The organism is Virgibacillus salexigens (assembly GCF_014905415.1).
Lineage (GTDB): Bacteria > Bacillota > Bacilli > Bacillales > Amphibacillaceae > Virgibacillus > Virgibacillus salexigens.
The window spans coordinates 718445-737091 of record NZ_BNEO01000002.1; the positions used below are offsets into that span (position 1 = coordinate 718445).

Annotated in this window: 19 protein-coding genes; 6 read left to right on the plus strand and 13 right to left on the minus strand. The window is 36.1% G+C overall.

All coding sequences use genetic code 11. The annotated features are described in order from the left end of the window. Window positions 1-23: 23 nt before the first annotated feature. Both JKP73_RS11345 and JKP73_RS11350 read right to left on the minus strand, forming a co-directional pair. Window positions 24-1196, minus strand: a complete 1173-nt coding sequence (locus JKP73_RS11345; protein WP_232620889.1) for an endonuclease Q family protein — start codon at window positions 1194-1196, stop codon at window positions 24-26. Next, window positions 1197-1742 carry an NUDIX hydrolase gene (locus JKP73_RS11350; RefSeq protein WP_021291196.1) on the minus strand — a complete coding sequence of 182 codons (546 nt, stop codon included), beginning with the start codon at window positions 1740-1742 and terminating at the stop codon, window positions 1197-1199. Window positions 1743-1889: 147 nt separating this feature from the next. On the opposite strand from JKP73_RS11350, the gene JKP73_RS11355 reads away from it, so the two are divergent. Continuing rightward, the gene (locus tag JKP73_RS11355; RefSeq protein ID WP_038243848.1) at window positions 1890-2807 is read left to right on the plus strand and encodes an aldo/keto reductase; all 918 of its coding nucleotides are present in this window, start codon (window positions 1890-1892) and stop codon (window positions 2805-2807) included. A gap of 70 nt (window positions 2808-2877) precedes the next feature. Here the strand turns inward: JKP73_RS11355 and JKP73_RS11360 are convergent, their stop codons facing one another. From JKP73_RS11360 to JKP73_RS11375, 4 genes are all read right to left on the minus strand, one after another. Then, window positions 2878-3207, minus strand: coding sequence for an iron-sulfur cluster biosynthesis family protein (locus JKP73_RS11360; protein ID WP_038243844.1), 330 nt, complete (start codon window positions 3205-3207; stop codon window positions 2878-2880). A 20-nt stretch (window positions 3208-3227) separates the two neighbouring features. After that, on the minus strand, window positions 3228-4022 hold the full coding sequence (locus JKP73_RS11365) for an SDR family NAD(P)-dependent oxidoreductase (protein WP_038243842.1): 795 nt from the start codon (window positions 4020-4022) through the stop codon (window positions 3228-3230). Continuing rightward, the gene (locus JKP73_RS11370; protein WP_051739076.1) at window positions 4000-4977 is read right to left on the minus strand and encodes an MBL fold metallo-hydrolase; all 978 of its coding nucleotides are present in this window, start codon (window positions 4975-4977) and stop codon (window positions 4000-4002) included. The genes JKP73_RS11365 and JKP73_RS11370 overlap by 23 nt, the downstream gene beginning before the upstream one ends. An 86-nt stretch (window positions 4978-5063) precedes the next feature. Then, window positions 5064-6686 (minus strand): M20/M25/M40 family metallo-hydrolase, encoded by a 1623-nt coding sequence (locus JKP73_RS11375; RefSeq protein WP_200411238.1) that lies wholly within the window; start codon window positions 6684-6686, stop codon window positions 5064-5066. 100 nt (window positions 6687-6786) lie between these two features. On the opposite strand from JKP73_RS11375, the gene JKP73_RS11380 reads away from it, so the two are divergent. From JKP73_RS11380 to JKP73_RS11395, 4 genes are read left to right on the plus strand one after another with little or no spacing between them, the layout of a single operon-like run. Then, on the plus strand, window positions 6787-7521 hold the full coding sequence (locus tag JKP73_RS11380; protein ID WP_021291190.1) for a glycerophosphodiester phosphodiesterase: 735 nt from the start codon (window positions 6787-6789) through the stop codon (window positions 7519-7521). Window positions 7522-7544: 23 nt separating this feature from the next. Beyond that, entirely contained in the window at window positions 7545-8561 is a 1017-nt protein-coding gene (gene namA, locus JKP73_RS11385) for an NADPH dehydrogenase NamA (RefSeq protein WP_038243837.1), read from the plus strand. 15 nt (window positions 8562-8576) lie between these two features. Further along, complete coding sequence (gene rnz, locus JKP73_RS11390) at window positions 8577-9494, plus strand: ribonuclease Z (protein WP_038243834.1); 918 nt, start codon at window positions 8577-8579, stop codon at window positions 9492-9494. A 14-nt stretch (window positions 9495-9508) separates the two neighbouring features. Beyond that, entirely contained in the window at window positions 9509-10879 is a 1371-nt protein-coding gene (locus JKP73_RS11395; protein ID WP_021291187.1) for an aldehyde dehydrogenase, read from the plus strand. Window positions 10880-10943: 64 nt separating this feature from the next. Here the strand turns inward: JKP73_RS11395 and JKP73_RS11400 are convergent, their stop codons facing one another. The 4 genes from JKP73_RS11400 to mce form a co-directional block, all read right to left on the minus strand. Further along, complete coding sequence (locus JKP73_RS11400) at window positions 10944-12185, minus strand: DNA polymerase IV (RefSeq protein ID WP_021291186.1); 1242 nt, start codon at window positions 12183-12185, stop codon at window positions 10944-10946. A gap of 98 nt (window positions 12186-12283) precedes the next feature. Beyond that, entirely contained in the window at window positions 12284-13408 is a 1125-nt protein-coding gene (locus JKP73_RS11405; RefSeq protein ID WP_021291185.1) for a M20/M25/M40 family metallo-hydrolase, read from the minus strand. 28 nt (window positions 13409-13436) lie between these two features. After that, window positions 13437-14969, minus strand: a complete 1533-nt coding sequence (locus tag JKP73_RS11410) for an acyl-CoA carboxylase subunit beta (protein ID WP_038243832.1) — start codon at window positions 14967-14969, stop codon at window positions 13437-13439. Next, window positions 14956-15396 (minus strand): methylmalonyl-CoA epimerase, encoded by a 441-nt coding sequence (gene mce, locus JKP73_RS11415; RefSeq protein ID WP_160807151.1) that lies wholly within the window; start codon window positions 15394-15396, stop codon window positions 14956-14958. The genes JKP73_RS11410 and mce overlap by 14 nt, the downstream gene beginning before the upstream one ends. A gap of 143 nt (window positions 15397-15539) precedes the next feature. On the opposite strand from mce, the gene prli42 reads away from it, so the two are divergent. Continuing rightward, window positions 15540-15647 (plus strand): stressosome-associated protein Prli42, encoded by a 108-nt coding sequence (gene prli42 / locus JKP73_RS11420; protein ID WP_021291182.1) that lies wholly within the window; start codon window positions 15540-15542, stop codon window positions 15645-15647. Between the two features lie 76 nt (window positions 15648-15723). Here prli42 and JKP73_RS11425 read toward each other — a convergent pair whose 3' ends face one another. The 3 genes from JKP73_RS11425 to JKP73_RS11435 form a co-directional block, all read right to left on the minus strand. Continuing rightward, window positions 15724-16698: an aromatic acid exporter family protein gene (locus JKP73_RS11425; RefSeq protein WP_021291181.1), complete on the minus strand. Its 975-nt coding sequence runs from the start codon at window positions 16696-16698 to the stop codon at window positions 15724-15726. Window positions 16699-16818: 120 nt separating this feature from the next. Continuing rightward, window positions 16819-17250: a BrxA/BrxB family bacilliredoxin gene (locus JKP73_RS11430; protein ID WP_021291180.1), complete on the minus strand. Its 432-nt coding sequence runs from the start codon at window positions 17248-17250 to the stop codon at window positions 16819-16821. A 110-nt stretch (window positions 17251-17360) separates the two neighbouring features. Continuing rightward, a complete protein-coding gene (locus JKP73_RS11435) occupies window positions 17361-18638 on the minus strand; it encodes a dihydrolipoamide acetyltransferase family protein (protein ID WP_038243827.1) in 1278 nt (425 codons plus the stop codon). Window positions 18639-18647: the final 9 nt, after the last annotated feature.

Consider the following 18647-nt stretch of genomic DNA (forward strand, 5'->3'; position numbering starts at 1 on the left):
ATATGAATCTATCGAAAACTTAATTATTTGATAAACCCATATCTTCCTCCCCCACCTGTCTCAATACGTTGTTTTCCATTTCGCATCTCAACAATGCTGCTGGCAACTTGTTCTGGGATAACTTTTTTCAGCTCTTCTAATGGTGCATGGTGAATGACATTCATTTCCGTCCCAAAATTTCTCAATAGTTTCTCATACGTTTTCTTTCCTAGTTTTGGAAGATATTCTAACGGAACTTGATATACATAAGGAGGTCTATTTTTCCTTGAATCGTATGAATTTTTTATATCTTTTAGTTCATCAATACGATTTACAACTCCTTTAATAATCTTGGTATCACCACAAAACGGACATGTAGTGCTTTTACTTGTTACTTTATTAAAACAAGTACTGCATACTGTTGTATGGTACTTGCCAAGCCGGGGATTCATACCATAATTCCTTGTAACTTGTCTCCCTTTTAAACGATGCAGCGCTAGGTAAAATTCTCGAAAAGATGGGAATTCCATGGATATTTCTTGATATTCTCTTGCGATTTTACTTAAAGAATGACTATCTGAATTAGATAAGTAAGTAAAGTCGTGCAGCTCCTGAATTTGATCAGCCATTTGGGAATCCGAACTAAGCCCCAACTCAATCCCATCGATAAAACGTGGGTCGAATACTTCCTTTAATGTATTGTAAACACCTTTTCCGTATAAACTTTTAAATGGTGTAAATACATGGGCTGGAATAAACACCCCACCAAGTTCCTTTACTTTTCTTTGTAATTCTATACCAGAACCATAATACCGTTGGGAACTTAAAGTTATATTTTTCATTCGTTTACATAACCACTCGGAAAAAGCCTGCATCTGGGCTAACGTTGGAAGATAACATAAAACATGAATTGGACCATGACAGTGCTCATCATATATTTCAATTTCAGAACCTAGAATTAATGTAACGGATTCAAAACGAATACCTCCGTCTTCTAATTCCATAGCTTTGTTTGTTTCTATAAGCTGAGTAATTTCCTGCTGCACTGCTGGTGATTGACAATCAATCACACCTATTAAGTGAATACCTTTATTACGACTGGATTCTTCTAGTATAGCTTGAATGGTTAAATTTTTTGACGCCGTTATTTTAACTGGTTGATTATATATATCCCTACCAATATGAATGTGCATATCAGCAAAATACGTAGATAACACTTATTTCATCCCCAATGCATGTAAATAGAGAATAGCATAGTTCGTCTTCGCATCGTGAATTCGCTCTGCTTCCACATACTTTTTTGCCTCTTCTAATGTTAACGCATGTATCTTAATGAATTCATCTTCATCCCCTGCTAATGGTTGATCTACTACCTCCAATTGATCAGAAATATAGATATACATTATTTCGTTTGCAAAACCAGGAGACGTGTAAAAGGATGTAACAAATGATAATTCATTCGTTGTGTATCCTGTCTCTTCTTCTAACTCCCGAATAGCCGTCACTTCTGGATCTTCCCCTGGCTCTAGTTTACCAGCAGGAATTTCCAGTAACGATTTTTCTAATGGTTTGCGGTACTGTTCAACAAAAATGATTTTATTATCAGCTGTTATTGGAATTACTGCTACAGCTCCAGGATGATTTACAATCTCTCGTTTAGCAGTTTTTCCATCAGGAAGAAGCACGTCATCTACTTGTAAATGAACAACCTTCCCATTATAAATAACTTGTGTATTTGTTGTCTTCTCTTCAAAATTTCGCATTAATTATCACCCTTAAACATTTTACTTTCATTCTATTTTAGCATATTTTCTTCCATTTACACTTCAATCGATTGTTTTGCTTTATCGTTCCATATCCATTTACAATAGAATTAGAAGTACAATATTCGCAATTGGGGGTTGTAACAATTGAACAAAAATAAGCTTGGAAATTCAGGAATTGAAGTATCCCAGCTTACCCTTGGATGTATGTCATTAGGAACAGATTTCAAGGAAGCTAAGAACATCATTGATTTTGCGTTGGATCAAGGAATTAATCATCTAGATACGGCAGATTTATATGATTTTGGAATAAATGAAGAAATTGTTGGAAAAGCAATTAACGGGAAACGAAAAGAAATTGTTTTAACTTCTAAAGTAGGAAATCATTTTAATAAGCAGACTGGTGACTGGTTTTGGGATCCATCTAAAGAACATATCATTCAAGGTGTTAAAGAAAGTCTGCAACGATTAAATACTGATTATATAGATTTTTATATGCTACATGGTGGTACTATAGATGATCCTATCGATGAAACAATTGAAGCATTCGAATTACTAAAGCAAGAGGGGACAATACGTGCTTACGGTATTTCTTCCATACGACCAAATGTCATTCGTGAATATGTGGGGCGTTCCTCGATCGACGGGGTAATGATGCAATACAATCTATTTGATCGCAGGCCGGAGGAGAAAATACTAGATTTTCTCTATGAACACTCTATCAGTGTGCTAGCTAGAGGCCCATTAGCAAAAGGAATGTTAAGTAACCATGCGAATCAACAAATAGAAAAGAAAGGGAAGGATGGCTATTTGGGTTATTCCAGAGAAGCATTACTACAAATCAGCGAGCAGCTAAATGAGTGGAATCCTACCACGAATCGAAATGAATTATCACTTAAATATGTATTAAAACATCCTGCTGTAGCTAGTGCAGTCTTTGGAGCTAGTTCGGTAAACCAATTAAAAGAAACAATTGATGGCGATTTCCATTCCGAATTACCAGATGAAATTTATTCTGCATTGCAACATCTGTCAAGACCGATTACTTATCAGACACATCGATAAAAAATAAAAAGCATATCTAGTTTGTTATAAAAATGGCAACTGTTGCACTTATGAGAACAGTTGCCATCGCTTATTTTGTATATTGAATTTGCTGCATACCAATAAATGGATTTAATATACCTTCCGGACTTGAAAGGCGTAACATGTTATTATTTACCACTTGTAACGACATTTGCTCTGCAAAGAAAGTAGTTTGTTGTTTCTCAATATATATTTGGAAATAATGATTATTCACTGCTTGATACGTTGATTTAATTTGATCTGTTAATCGAATAATTGGCACTCCATTCACCCCGCATCCACATCCTTCCGTATCATACCATAATAATAAATACGGAGCTTCTGAGCTTAATAGGGGTTCCAGCAAATCATATGCTTCCTTTGAAATTGTTAGTTTCATGCTTCAACACTCCAGTGAATTTACTTTTTGGTAAATTGTTTCTGTAAAATTCGTTCAAAAGCAACTGGAAATAATTGGTATAACCTGCTTCCTATTTCCATCCACAATGGTAAATTAATTTCACGTTTCGATTCAAATAAATGGTTTACTATTTTTATAGCTACTTTATCTGGATTTAGCATGTACTGTGATACATTTTCTTGATATGTTCCATTCGGATCAGCTGTTTGAAAGAAGTCTGTTTGCACTGGACCAAGATTAACCACAGTAACAAACACATTGGTTTTTTTTAATTCAAGCCGCAGTCCATTTGAAAAACCAATGACTGCATGCTTTGTCGAACTATATATAGCTGCTTTAGGCGTAGCTATTTTTCCAGCTTGTGATGCGATATTAACGATATGTCCTTCATTAAAAGAGTCAAAATGAGCTAGAAACCGCTTTGACATTTGAATTAATGCATGAACGTTTAATTCAAACATATTATCCATTTCTTGCTGACACATTTCTAAAAAATGCGCAAACTTACCGATACCTGCATTATTTATTAATCCATGTATTTGTTCATGTTCAATGAGGATAAATTCGATAACTGCTTCCCTATCCTTTTTTACAAGCAAGTCAGCTTCGTATACATAACTTTCTATTTGATAGTGTTCCCAGATACGCTTCTTGATAGCAGTCAACTTACTGATAGATCGTGCTATCATTAGCGGCGTGCCCCCAGCTTCAGCAATACGCCAAACCAATTTTTCTCCGATACCGCTAGATGCACCTGTAATAATGATTTTCTTACCAGTTAACTGTTTTTGCATAAACCAAATGCCCATCCTTTACTGTCTTATAAATACGAGCTTGATCCTCTAAATAGTCTAATTGTCCAAATGTGACGGACATTGTTAAATCAATCTGACTTTGAAATTGTTTTGGAAATAGTTCCATACACACTTGGTATGGTGTTTTTTCACCATTATCTAACAGATGGTATACTTTTTCTGCCCTTTCCTCGTGTTTCTTTAATCGTTCCTGTATTAAGGAGATAGGATGCCGAACGACTTTGCCATGTCCTGGGAGCACATTTTCGATTCCAAGTTCCATACACTTTTCTAAGTTTCTTCTATACTGAAGCATCGGCTTAGGGCGTTGATCGATAGATTGGCCAACTTCTTGAGGCTCCATTAGTGGGTTGGACGAGATATGCTTCAATAAATGATCCCCTCCTAATAATATCTGATCTTGTTGTCGTAAAAAAGACAGGTGACTTTGGGCATGTCCTTTAGTTTCAATGACTGTCCATTCTTGGTGTCCAGGTAGTATATCACCATCATCTATCGTATTCGTTAATTCTCCTTCTCCAATAAAAGCCAATGTACTTTCCTGTAGTTCCAACCCAGCTAATAAATCTTCTGGTACGCCTGATAATGTAAAATACTGCTTAAAGAATTGACGATAATGTTTAAAATAAGCAGTATCACGTGTAATCCACCTATTTACCTGGTGATGAGCGATAATATGTTGAACTCGTGGAAATTGTTCAATTAAGCCAATATGATCTGGATGATGGTGTGTCAAAATAATTTGCTCGATATCATTTGGACCATAGCCTATTTCTTTTAATTGTATTTGAAAGGCTTCCCATGCTTCCTTCGTTTTTACACCTGCGTCAATCAAAGATAGAAGTTCCCCTTCTAAAATATATACATGAACATCTCCAACTGCAAAAGGGGTTGGTAATGTTATCTGACTTATTGTTTTATCGATTACTTTCATCTAAAATTCCTCCACTGAATGATCATTCATTTTCTGTTATTTTACCCCTTTTATATTTAATTGTCGATTCATTTACAATGAAAGCATTACGTATGAAACAGATGATGGATAGCCTGTGTTAGGATTTTCGGCAAATATTCAAAGCTATATGTCAATTCTAAACGTTCCGTCCATTGATGAGGATCCCTACCTAAAGGTCCGATATTTAAAATTGGCATGGTCAGTTGCTGCATCACATCTTCTGGCAAATTAAAACCATTATTTTGTAATGGCATATTTAATGTTAAATGCTTCATTTGACTGGTTGTTGAAGGTGGTCCAATAAAACTAAGGTCAGATAAGCCTGTGAAAAACTCGGAAACAGTTAAGGCAACTTGAAAGTTTTTCTCTGTGTAGTCCTTGATATGTTGCATTACCCCACGTATATACGGGTCATTATCTGAAGTAACCGCTGGATAAAATGGAGGACTATAAAATAAAATAATCATGGGTGCTAAATCTTTACACATGGACGCTAAATCCTGAACAAGTAGAGTAGAGAAATCACGATCCCCTTGATTGCGCTGACTTACTAACAAATTCTGTCTGCGAACGACTTCATCTTTTCCATTACGTTTAACCGCTTCCTGATATAATTCTTCATACATCATGACATTTACGGTTACTGGTGGCATCTTTAAATCAGTTGCAATTTCGGAGAAGTAATCTGCTTTTTCAAGTACATAACTCTCAATTTGACTTGCAGCAACCATTGCACCATGAAGCAGCTTCGAATTAATCTCATGAAGGGATTGTTTAAGATATAAAATGTTGTACATCGCGATCGCAGCTTGTGGAGTTTGTACGGAATAATTCTCTTTTAAGTCTCGTTGCATTAAGCTTATTGGAGGAGGTGTTATTTCCTCGCCTATTTTTTCAATAAATGCTTCATTTAATTCTAGTTGTTGAGATAAGAAACTAATCATTAGATTTGGATTAATTCCAGAAAATGGTTCACTTACATGTGATTCTTTTCCATAACAATAAAACCCGGGTAATATTTTACCGATAGAGCCAGTATATACATAGTAAGCGGAATCTCCAGGGTACTTACTAAACATTGGCTCTCCATTTAAGCAAGCAAGATACGTTAATTGCTCTTTTTCTTTTATTTCCTGCAAAACAGGCAGTGCCGTTAACATCCCTTTCGAGTTGACTTCTTCATCAGGTACCGTAAGCAATAATAGATTCCCTTCAAACTCACCATGCATTGCTTTTTCAAGCATGGATAAATGTAGACTAAGTCCTGCTTTCATATCCATCGTCCCTCGACCGAATAACCAATCTCCATTATTTAAATCTTGCTGTATGGTTTCCGAAAGCTTGTCTTTGATTTTCAACATCTCTTTTGTAAGTTCCTTCGGATGAAAGGCAAGGTTTTGTAAGGAACCATAATCATTGACTTCTACCACATCAAAATGACTTAATAATATAATTGTTTTATCTGTATTAATCTTGCTTCTAACAAATGCCGTAAGTAATCTTCTGCCATCGTTAAGCGGATGTAAATTCAAATCTGAAGGATTAGCTTGAAAATATGGCTTTTGCTCGAAAAGATGATACATATATTCCGCTAAAGCAATCTCTGCGTTTGACCCTGTAATGCTTTGATAGTTCACAAGCGAACATAATAAATCGGTTAGCTCTTCTTTCGTCTGCCAATTTTTCACTACAATCCCTCCACCTATTCTTTAATATTGGTAACACCATAAAGAAAGATAAATTGACTTTTTATCAATCATCCAACACAATTTATAAGAGGTGAACCGTATGAATACCAAAATATTCGCACATCGTGGAGCAAGTAAATATGCACCTGAAAATACAATGCCTGCTTTTAAGTTAGCCTGTAACATGAACGCAGACGGCATTGAAACAGATGTTCAACTTACAAAAGATAATATTCCTGTCTTATTCCATGATGAACAGCTTAAACGAACGACGGGTACAGTAGGTTACGTAAAAGACTTTACCTATGAACAATTAAAACAGTTGGACGCAGGAAGATGGTACTCGAACGAATTTGAACATATAACGATTCCATCATTAGATGACTTTCTAAATTGGATTAAAGCGAAGCCGTTATATTTAAATATTGAGTTAAAAAATTATAAAATAGACTATAAGCATATTGAATCCATTGTCTATGATGCCATTGCATACCATCAGTTACTAAATCGTACCACAATTTCAACGTTTAATCCAAACAGCATTCGGAGACTTAGAAACAAAAAAGACACGATCGGTGTTGCTTTTTTAACTTCTAAAAAATACAAGCGCCTTGTCTCTTTTGCTGAAGAGATGGGAGCAAATGCGATCCATATTAAATATCGACTTTTAAACAAACGACTCGTTGAAGAGAGCCACCGAAGGAATATGAAACTGCGCGTATATACGGTGAACAAGCCAGCAAGAATAATAAGATCTTTAGAGACGAGTGTTAATGGTATTATTACAGATGTTCCTGATCAAGCAATCCATTGTAAGAAAATAATTAAAGAATAATAACTAGGAGGTTACTACACCATATGTCGCTTTTATTAGAACCTATAGACGTTAAACATGTTACACTTAAGAATCGTATTGTCATGTCACCAATGTGTATGTACTCTTGTACTGCTGAAGATGGAAAAATCACACCTTTTCACATTACACATTATACGTCTCGTGCTATCGGCCAAGTAGGCTTAATCATGTTAGAAGCTTCAGCAGTCCAAAAAGAAGGACGAATTTCCCCTTACGATTTAGGGATTTGGGATGACCACCATATCAAAGGGTTAAAAGACCTTAACGCTACTTTACATAGTTATGGTACAAAAACAGCTATTCAGCTGGCACATGCTGGTAGAAAAGCAGAACTGCCAACATCCATTTTTGCACCATCAAACATTGCCTTTAATGAAAATTACCAACAGCCAATTGAAATGAGCCTTAAAGCAATTTATCAAACAATTGATGCGTTTAAACAGGCAGCAAGACGAGCTTCTGAGGCAGATTTTGATATTATTGAAATTCATGGTGCACATGGATATTTAATTAATCAATTTTTATCTCCGTTAACCAATCAACGAAATGATGAATATGGCGGGAGCGTTAAAAATCGATATCGATTTTTAAAAGAAATCATTTCTTCCATAAAAACCGTGTGGCAAGGACCGATTTTTGTAAGAATTTCTACAGATGAGTACCATTCAAAAGGAAATACCTTGGATGAGATCCTTTATTTTACAGAACAATTAAAGCAAGATGGTGTTGAATTAATAGATTGTAGTTCAGGTGGTGTTGTTCCAGCAAAAATAAAAACTTTTCCAGGATATCAATTAACACGCTGTGAACGGATTAAACAGCAAATAGGAATATACACCGGTGCAGTCGGTTTAATTACAACTGGAATTCAAGCAGAAGAAATACTACAAAATGACCGTGCAGATCTTGTTTTTATTGGAAGAGCTTTATTAAGAAATCCCTATTGGGCAAAAGAAGCAGCTGATCAATTAGGTGATAATATTGATCCACCCAAGCAATATGTAAGAGCATGGAAATGATTTGGAGGTTTGGCAATGGAGTTAGTTTTTCTTGGGACAGGGGCTGGTGTTCCCTCCAAAGAACGGAATGTATCAGCGATTGCACTGAAATTATTACAAGAACAGAATTGTATTTGGTTATTTGATTGTGGTGAAGCGACCCAACACCAAATTCTTTATACATCAATCAAGCCTAGAAAAATTACGAAGATTTTTATCAGTCATCTGCATGGAGATCATATTTATGGTCTCCCTGGACTCTTAAGTAGTCGATCCTTCCAAGGCGGAGATACTCCTCTAACAATTTACGGCCCACAAGGATTGAAGTCTTTTATAGAAACAAGTCTAAATATAAGTGGTACACATCTTACTTATCCTTTAACGGTTATGGAAATAAGTCATGGTTCTATTATCAAAGACGAAGAAATTACGGTTTATATAGAGGAATTAGATCATGTCATTCCTAGCTTCGGTTTTCGAATCGTGGAAAATGATAAACCTGGAGAATTACTCGTTCATAAATTAAAAGAAATGGGAATAGAACCCGGTCCAATTTATCAAGAAATTAAGGAAAAAGCGTTTGTTGAAACTTCAAACGGGAAACGGATTTACAGAAAAGACGTTATAGGAGAAAATAAAAAAGGAAGGATTATAACTATCTTAGGTGATACGAGGCTATCATCACGCTTTACTTCCTTTGCAAAAAATGCAGATGTCCTTGTTCATGAATCTACCTTTAGAGAGGATAAAGAAGCACTTGCAGAACAATATTTCCATTCTACTACTTCACAAGCTGCAAGGCTTGCAAAAGAAAGTAATTGCAAACATTTGATTCTCACTCATATTTCATCACGCTATCAAAAGGAAGAAAATGAGCAACTTTTACAGGAAGCCCAAGCCATCTTCCCGCAAACTGATTTAGCACATGATTTTTCTACTTTTACAATTAAATAAAGGAGGGCTTTCCAATGACACAAGTATCATCTATTATTTCTAATCAGCGCGCATTTTTCTTAAATGGGAATACAATGGATTATACAATTCGAAAAGAACAATTACAAAAACTTAAGCAAATGTTAAAGGAAAATGAAGCAGCAGTATATCAAGCTCTGCGATCAGATCTAAATAAATCGAAACATGAAACATTAACGACGGAACTTGGTTTTTTATTAACCGAAATAGATTACACAATGAAACACTTACGTGATTGGATGGAGCCTACAAAGGTTTCTGCCCCTATCACACATAAAGGTACTAAAAATTTGATTTTGAAAGAACCCTATGGTGTATGTCTGATTATTGCCCCATGGAATTATCCTTTACAATTAGCTCTTGCACCAGCGATTGGTGCTTTAGCAGCCGGAAATTGTGTAGTTATTAAACCGTCTGAAGATGCACCTGCGACTTCTTCATTATTAAAGAAACTAATTGAAAATACGTTTGATCCTTCTTTCATAACCGTTGTTGAAGGTGCGAAGGAAACGTCACAAGCACTTTTACAAGAACGATTTGATAACATATTCTTTACAGGAAGTACGGAAACTGGAAAAATCATTATGCATGAAGCAAGTAAACATTTAACACCAGTAACACTTGAACTTGGCGGGAAAAGCCCAGCAATAGTAGATAAAGATGCAAATATCAATCTAGCTGCAAAACGAATCGTCTGGGGAAAATATACCAATGCAGGTCAAACTTGTGTAGCCCCTGATTACTTATATGTGCATGAGAAGGTTAAATTTAAATTATTAAAAGCGATGAAAAAATATATAAGAAGTTTTTATGGTAAGAATCCACTAATTAATAAAGATTATATTCGAATTATTAATGAAAAACATTTCGACCGATTATCTAATTTCTTATCGAATGGATCAGCTTTGCATGGTGGTGAATCTGATCGTATGTCCTTAAAAATAGAACCAACGATTCTTGATAAGATCACTTGGGAAGATCCTGTAATGCAAGAGGAAATCTTCGGGCCTATTCTTCCCGTATTGACATTCAAAGATATTGAAGATGCAGTTAGTATGATTAGATCCAAAGAAAAACCACTTGCATTATATTACTTTGGAGAAAACGACAATACGCAGCAGCAAATAATGCAATACCTCTCTTTTGGCGGCGGTAGCATTAATGATACCCTTTATCATTTAGCAAATCCACATCTCCCGTTTGGTGGTGTTGGCTCTAGTGGTATGGGAGCCTATCATGGCAAATATAGTTTTGATACATTTTCTCATAAGAAAAGTATTATGAAACAAACAACTAAATTTGATTTTCCATTCCGATACCCTGGTAGTAAATTATCAGAAACAATTATAAATAAAATAATGAAGTAATGACATAAAGCAAAAGAGGCTTTTCTAAACAAATGAGACGCATGGCATATGACCTTGCGTCTCATTATTTTCTAAAGTCATCTAAAAAATCCTTTTGAAAGCTTGTCGTTGGTTTTTGATCGTCTATCGTTTGGGAATCCCATGAAACGAATGTATTCTTTCCGTATTTTTCAGTTAGCTCATCAATTGTTTCATACAGTTTTTCTTTACTGGCTTCTTTTTCATAAGTGAATAAATCCAACTGTTGGATGATGGAATGCTTTTCTTCAACATCTTGAACAGTAATCCCCAATAACCGAATCGGCTCCAAGTTCCAATGCTTTTGTAATAATTCATGGGCTACCATCATAATATCCTCTTTTGTTTCAATATAGTCTCCTAGTTTTTTGCTGCGCGTAATCGTTTTTCGATCATGGAAACGGATCATTAACTGAACACTTCTGCCTACTGCTTGTTTTCGTTTCATCCGTTTTTCTACATTTTCACTAAGTTGTTGGATAAGTGAATGCAGTTCTCTCTCATCCGTCGTATCAAATGGAAGCGTCTTGGAATTGCCGATACTCTTAAATTCATAGACAGCATCAGGGTCTACAGGGCTAGTATCAATACCGTTTGCTTTATTCCGTAACCGTTCTCCATTGATCCCTAGCACCTGTTTTAATGAATATACATCTTTCCTTGCTAAATCACCAATTGTATTTATGTCAATACCTTTCAACTTTGTTGCCGTTTTCTCTCCTACGCCATACATCTCATGAATAGGTAAGGGCCATAGTTTTGAAGAAATTTCTCGCTTTCTTAGGATCGTTATTCCCTGTGGTTTTTTCATATCTGAAGCCATTTTAGCTAAAAATTTATTCGGTGCAATCCCAATACTGCATGGCAAATCAAGCTCTTGCAGTATCCTCTCTTGCAGTTGGACAGCTGTTTTAATTGGGTCTCCTCCACTTTCGGTAATATCCATATAGCCTTCATCGATCGAAACAGGTTGAACAAATGGAGTAATATCCGATAGCATCTTAAATATTTCTCTTGAAGCTGCACGATATCTATCAAAATTGGGACGCATAACAATTAACTCAGGGCATCGTTTTTTTGCTTCCCAGAGGTTCATTGTTGTTTTTACACCCTTCGATCTTGCCTCATAACTACTGGTTACGACAATACCTCTTCTTTCTTCGGGATTACCAGCAATTGCTAGTGGCTTCCCTTTCAGTTCTGGATTATAGGCCATTTCAACCGAAGCATAGAAACAGTTCATATCAATATGAAAGATGACTCTTCGCCTACTAACACGGTCTTTCATAATTATACCCCTTTATAAACTAGATAGCTTCGTATTTATTATAACATACAAACAGATAAAAACCCTCTAAGCACTATGCTTAAAGGGTTTCATGAATCCTATTTAGCTGATTCCTGAATAATCGCAGTTACTAATTCCGTAACCTTCACTAAATCTTCTACTTTAATTCGCTCATTCGTTGTATGGATCTCTTCATAACCCACAGCTAAATTAACCGTAGGTATGCCATGGCCAGAAATAACATTTGCGTCACTACCTCCACCGCTTTGTAATAACTTACTTTCTCTACCTATGGTTTTGGCAGCACTACTAGCTACTTCAACGACCTTATCTCCAGCTTGTTGTTTAAAACCTGGATACATCACTTTGATTTCAACTTCTGCAGATCCACCAAGTTCTTGTGCAGTGGTTTCAAATGCTTCTTTCATTTTAGCAACTTGCATTTCCATCTTTTCTGGTACTAAAGATCGAGCTTCCGCCAAAATCTCCACATGATCCACAACAATATTTGTTTGCTTTCCTCCTTCAAAACGTCCAATGTTCGCAGTCGTTTCTTCATCAATTCTTCCTAACGGCATTTTAGCAATTGCCTTTGCTGCTAAGGTAATTGCTGATACTCCTTTTTCTGGAGCTACACCGGCGTGAGCTGTTTTTCCTTTAATGATTGCATGCACTTTCGCTTGCGTAGGTGCAGCAACAATAATATCTCCAACATCTCCGTTACTATCTAAAGCATAGCCATATTTCGCATTTAACATAGAAGCTTCTAAAGCTTTAGCTCCCACTAAACCGGATTCTTCACCAGCAGTGATAATAAACTGAATATCTCCATGTTCCAGATTATTCTCCTTCACAGTTCGAATTGTTTCCAAGATTGCCGCCAACCCAGCTTTATCATCTGAACCTAAAATAGTAGTGCCATCAGATTGAATATAGCCATCTTTTATCATCGGTTTAATCGATTGTCCCGGTACGACAGTATCCATATGAGAAGTGAAATAAATTGGCTCAACACCTTCTTTATTTCCTTGCCAATTACAAATCAAGTTTCCAGCGCCATGACCGGTTATCGCTTTACTGTCATCTTCTATCACTTCAAGCCCTAGTTCAGAAAACTTCTGCTTCAGTAATTTTGCAATTTCTGATTCATTTCCTGTTTCTGAATCCACTTTAACTAACTCAAAGAATTCATCTACGAGTCTTTGTTCATTAATTTGTACCATTTTAATCCTCCTAAATTCTAGTTCGTTCTCATAATGGGATATTACCATGTTTTTTAAACGGGCGATTTTCTTGTTTATTTGCTAACATATCAAGTGCTTCAATTAACTTGCTCCTTGTCTCACGCGGATCAATAATATCATCAATCATCCCTAAACTTGCAGCTTCATATGGATTGGTGAAACGTTCTTGGTATGTATGCATTTTTTCCTGTTTCAATTGATCAGGGTTCTCACTCTTAGCTAACTCTTCTGCAAATAAGACATTGATCGCACCTTCTGCTCCCATCACAGCTATTTCAGCATTCGGCCAAGCATAAACAATATCTGCCCCAATTGATTTACTATTTAATGCCACATACGCTCCACCATATGCTTTCCTTAATATGACTGTTATTTTGGGCACGGTAGCTTCAGCATAAGCATAAAGTATTTTTGCACCGTGTCGAATTATTCCTGAATGTTCTTGTTTTACTCCAGGGATAAAACCTGTTACATCTTCCAATGTTAACAAAGGGATTTGAAAAGCATCACAAAAACGGATAAATCGAGCAGCTTTATCACTTGAATGTATGTCTAGACCTCCTGCCAAATACTTCGGTTGATTACATACTAGTCCAACTGACTTACCATTTAGTCGCGCAAACCCGATAACTATATTTTTAGCAAAATAGGGTTGCACTTCCAACAAGCTATCCTTGTCAATAATATGATGGAGCACGTCCTTTACATTATAAGGAATTCTACTGTTAACGGGCACTATATCTATTAAATCATTTTCTCTTTTCTTTTCATAATCATTTGCAGTTTCTTGCGGCTTTTCTTTACAATTCGATGGGAGGTATTGTAAAAGCTGTTTAACTAACTTCAAAGCATCTATTTCCGTTTTTGCTTGGAAATGGGCATTGCCGCTTTGGGAATTATGAATGGCTGCTCCACCCAATGCTTCAACAGAGATTTGTTCGCCTGTTACAGTCTCAATAATCTTTGGACCGGTAATAAACATTTGTGATGTTTCCTCTACCATAATAATAAAATCAGTAATTGCAGGAGAATAAACGGCCCCACCAGCACTTGGACCTAGAATTACAGATATTTGTGGTATCACACCAGAGTATAGGACATTCCGATAGAATACTTGCCCGTATCCATCTAATGCAGATACTCCTTCGTGAATACGTGCTCCACCTGAATCAATTAACCCAATAAATGGCATACCGTTTTTCGCTGCTAAATCCATCGCATTTGCAATTTTCTTACCATGCATTTCACCAAGCGCTCCACCGTATACAGTAAAATCTTGCGAAAATAAATAAACTGGTATCCCCTTTATTTTACCATAACCAGTTACAACACCTTCTCCATTTGCTTCTTTGTTAGGGGAACGTTGCATCATAAAAGGATTTAGTTCTACAAATGTATCCGTATCGACTAATTCACGAATACGCTCTCTAGCTGTTTGTTTCCCTTTTTGATGTTGAGTAGCAATTCTTTTTTCACCTCCGCCTAATTCTAGATGACGTCTCTTTTCATAAAGTTCTGTAATTTTATCATACATATCCATTAGCTTCACCCTTTTCACAAAGCTCTACAAGTACACCGTTTGAAGACGCTGGATGGATAAAAGCAACCTTTGTATTACGAGCTCCAAATCGAGGGTGGTCATCAATTAACTGAATGCCCTGTTGATGCAGAGAAGTTAATTGTGAGGAAATATCGTTTACAGTAAATGCAATATGATGAATCCCTTCCCCATATTTTTCAATATAAGTATAAATTGGAGAGCTTTCATTTAAGGCTTGCAACAATTCAATTTGCATTGTTCCATGTTGAAGGAGTACAATTTTCACACCCTCTGTTAAAATCGTTTCTGTAGTAATAATATGTAAACCTAAGCGATCGACGTAAAAAGAAAGAGCTAGATCTAAATCCTTTACCGCTATTCCTATATGAGACAATTCATTTGTTGTTGAATGTGTAAAATCTTTCATGTTTTTCCCCCTAATCGGTTTATAGTTACATCCTATTTTTGTCGGACTAGGCACAGAACAACAATTAAGGCTAGTACTTGTCCAATTTTCGATTTCACTGTAAAATGTGGATATAGGATACGGTAATAAAGGGGGACTTTTGTATGGCAAAAAAGTCAAAACGAGAACGTACAACAAAATTAATTGTCTACATTATGATAATTGCGATGCTCCTATCTACATTAACTGCTGGTTTAGCTATGTTTATTTAAATAATTAATTGCAATGTGATGTATATGAAAACGTAGCATAAAAAAAGACTAGACTTTACGTAAAAGTCCAGTCTTTTTATTTTGTTAATTTTTTTCTTATATTTATATCACTTTCTTTATATCTCTTTTTTAAAAGTAGATAATCTTCTATATCATGTAATAATCTAAATAAATTCGCCCTTGTTTCAAATTCTTCTCGTGAACAAGGAAGATCCTCATTATCAAATTCTTTTTTTAGCTGTTCTAACTCTTCTAAGTAAATAACAGCTGTATTTCCTGGGTGAACAGCTTCTGACAGCCCTTCAAAAAATGCTGCTATCTTTTCAGTAATGGAATCTTTTTTTGGTAATTTTGTTACAAGGGGTAGCATCCGTTGTAGTAATTCGTATTGCCTAGACCGCATTCGGAAGTAATCACGATATGGATGCTTATTCCTTAATAGATGATTTTCTTTATCCCGCTCAACTAAATCTGCTGCTTCTTCCAATAACTGCCCGATCTTTGTAATTTCTTTACCATCCCAAACAATATTTCGATTACGTACGTATAGAGCAATCTCATACAGTACAACTTGAAAATTTTGCTCTAACTCTTTTTGTTTTGCCTTTAATTTATTATCTAAGCTTGGCATATATATATTTAATAGTAAACCTGTTCCTATCCCTATTACAATGAGTAAAAATTGATCTACTAAAAAGGCATAATCTAAATATTGAGCGCTGTATAAGTTTAGAATGATGACAGAGCTTGTTGCAATACCTTGGGTAATATTTAAGAATACCGTTACTGGAATGAATACCATTAGTAAGACCCCAACAACCGCAGGATGGTACCCAATATAATGAAAGAATACAATAGATAACATACTAGCAATGATGCATGCTAAAAAGCGATTCCAAGCACTGAGAAACGATTGTTTTCTTGATGGCTGGATACATAATATGGTTAAAATACCTGCTGAAACAAAATTTGATAGTCCCAATAATTGAGCAATCCAAATCGCAATAGGTGTGCCTATCGCAGTTTTGATTGTTCGATAACCTATCTTCACGCTCTATTCTCCTTTATGCTGCTCAATTATCCTTAAAAATAAGTTGAAAGCTAAAACTTCGAAAAAATAAGGCTGACCTACGATAACATAGAGACAGCCCCATATACGAATTACCCAGATTTATACTTCTTTACAATGTTGATCAAAAATAGCTTGAAGCTTGCCGATTACATCCATCGCATTATGCCCTTCAATATCATGACGTTCTAGCATTGTAACGATTTTACCATCTTTTAAGAAAGCGAAAGATGGTGATGATGGCGGATATCCTTCAAAATATTGTCTTGCTTTTTCAGTTGCCTCTTTATCTTGTCCCGCAAATACAGTTACAAGTTGATCCGGGCGTTTATCATAGTGAATGGCGTTTGCAGCCGCAGGTCTGGCAATCCCACCAGCACAACCACAAACAGAATTTACCATAACTAACGTCGTGCCGTCCTGAGCTAGTGCTTGATCTACATCTTCAGGAGTTGTTAATTCCTGATAACCAGCCTCTCTAATATCCTTACGCGCAGCATCTACAACATCATTCATAAATATATTAAAATCCATTCAAATCAAACCCCTTATTTTAATGTTCTCTCACCTATAGATAGGATACCAGCATCCTGCCTATATTTCAATGATATACATTTATGTGAGATAGCATTAATAATGAAATACTAATAGATGTTTATTGTATTTTCATTCATATTTTCTAAGAGCTCCTTCACACGTGCAAGGAACTGACCACATACTAATCCATCCAATATACGATGGTCAAGCGATAGTGAAAGGTTTACCATATCACGAGCTGCAAACATATCATTGACAATCATAGGACGTTTTACAATCGATTCTACCTGCAAAATCGCTGCCTGCGGATGATTAATTACCCCCATCGAATGGATCGAACCAAAGGATCCTGTATTATTTACAGTAAACGTCCCTCCTTTCATATCATCACCTGTTAGCTTTCCTGATCTAGCCTTCATAGCTAATTCATGAATTTGCTTAGCAATTCCTTTTATACTTTTATCATCCGCATGATGAATAACTGGTACAAATAATTCTTGATCCTTAGCTACAGCAATCGAAAGGTTGATATCTTTACGTTGAATGATTTTATCTTCTGCCCACGTACTATTTAGTTGTGGAAACTCTTTTAAAGCTTGAGCAACAGCTTTTACAAAGAAAGCAAAGAACGTAAGCCCGTACCCTTCCTTTTGTTTAAATGAATCCTTGATTTGATTCCTGTAAGTAACAAGATCCGTTACATCTACTTCAACAGTCATCCAGGCATGTGGAATTTCTTGTTTAGAACGTACCATATTCTGAGCAATTGCTTTACGAACGCCTGTAACGGGAATTTCAACATCTCCAGGTTGCGACGTAGGTCCCGATTGCTTGGATGCAGCAGTTGTTGTATCTGTTTTTTTATTTTCTTCCGATGGAGATGATTCCATGGTAGTCGTTTTTTCTTTCGTCGGTTTCGTACCTGATTCGATGATCTTTTCAAGGTCCTTTCTGGTAATTCTTCCATGCTTACCTGAACCTTCTACTTGTTCTAAATCAATATCATTCTCTTGAGCGAGTCGTAATACCGCTGGTGAATAACGTTTTTTCATGGATTGATCCTTTACAGTGTCCTCTTGGACGTCTTCTAATTTTGATTCCCTCTCTTGATGTGTTTCTTTTGAAGTCTTTGCTGTATTACTTTCTTCTGTCTCGATGTAACACATTAAATCTCCAACTTGAATCGTATCGCCTTCTTGAGCTACTAGCTCTTTAATTGTTCCAGTAAATGATGATGGTACCTCAGCATTTACCTTATCAGTCATTACTTCTGCAATAGGATCGTATTTATTGATCTTATCTCCAACACGAACGAGCCATGAGCTAATCGTACCTTCTGTAACACTTTCGCCTAATTGTGGCATGTTAATTTTCTCAGCAGCCATATAACAGCC

Coding starts and splice junctions, on each gene's coding strand:
- JKP73_RS11435 (WP_038243827.1), bottom strand. CDS start 18,638: ATGGCTGCTGAGAAAATTAACATGCCACAATTAGGCGAAAGTGTTACA.
- prli42 (WP_021291182.1), top strand. CDS start 15,540: ATGGCAAAAAAGTCAAAACGAGAACGTACAACAAAATTAATTGTCTAC.
- JKP73_RS11350 (WP_021291196.1), bottom strand. CDS start 1,742: ATGCGAAATTTTGAAGAGAAGACAACAAATACACAAGTTATTTATAAT.
- JKP73_RS11395 (WP_021291187.1), top strand. CDS start 9,509: ATGACACAAGTATCATCTATTATTTCTAATCAGCGCGCATTTTTCTTA.
- JKP73_RS11380 (WP_021291190.1), top strand. CDS start 6,787: ATGAATACCAAAATATTCGCACATCGTGGAGCAAGTAAATATGCACCT.
- JKP73_RS11365 (WP_038243842.1), bottom strand. CDS start 4,022: ATGCAAAAACAGTTAACTGGTAAGAAAATCATTATTACAGGTGCATCT.
- JKP73_RS11400 (WP_021291186.1), bottom strand. CDS start 12,185: ATGAAAGACCGTGTTAGTAGGCGAAGAGTCATCTTTCATATTGATATG.
- mce (WP_160807151.1), bottom strand. CDS start 15,396: ATGAAAGATTTTACACATTCAACAACAAATGAATTGTCTCATATAGGA.
- rnz (WP_038243834.1), top strand. CDS start 8,577: ATGGAGTTAGTTTTTCTTGGGACAGGGGCTGGTGTTCCCTCCAAAGAA.
- namA (WP_038243837.1), top strand. CDS start 7,545: ATGTCGCTTTTATTAGAACCTATAGACGTTAAACATGTTACACTTAAG.
- JKP73_RS11410 (WP_038243832.1), bottom strand. CDS start 14,969: ATGGATATGTATGATAAAATTACAGAACTTTATGAAAAGAGACGTCAT.
- JKP73_RS11360 (WP_038243844.1), bottom strand. CDS start 3,207: ATGAAACTAACAATTTCAAAGGAAGCATATGATTTGCTGGAACCCCTA.
- JKP73_RS11370 (WP_051739076.1), bottom strand. CDS start 4,977: ATGAAAGTAATCGATAAAACAATAAGTCAGATAACATTACCAACCCCT.
- JKP73_RS11430 (WP_021291180.1), bottom strand. CDS start 17,250: ATGGATTTTAATATATTTATGAATGATGTTGTAGATGCTGCGCGTAAG.
- JKP73_RS11405 (WP_021291185.1), bottom strand. CDS start 13,408: ATGGTACAAATTAATGAACAAAGACTCGTAGATGAATTCTTTGAGTTA.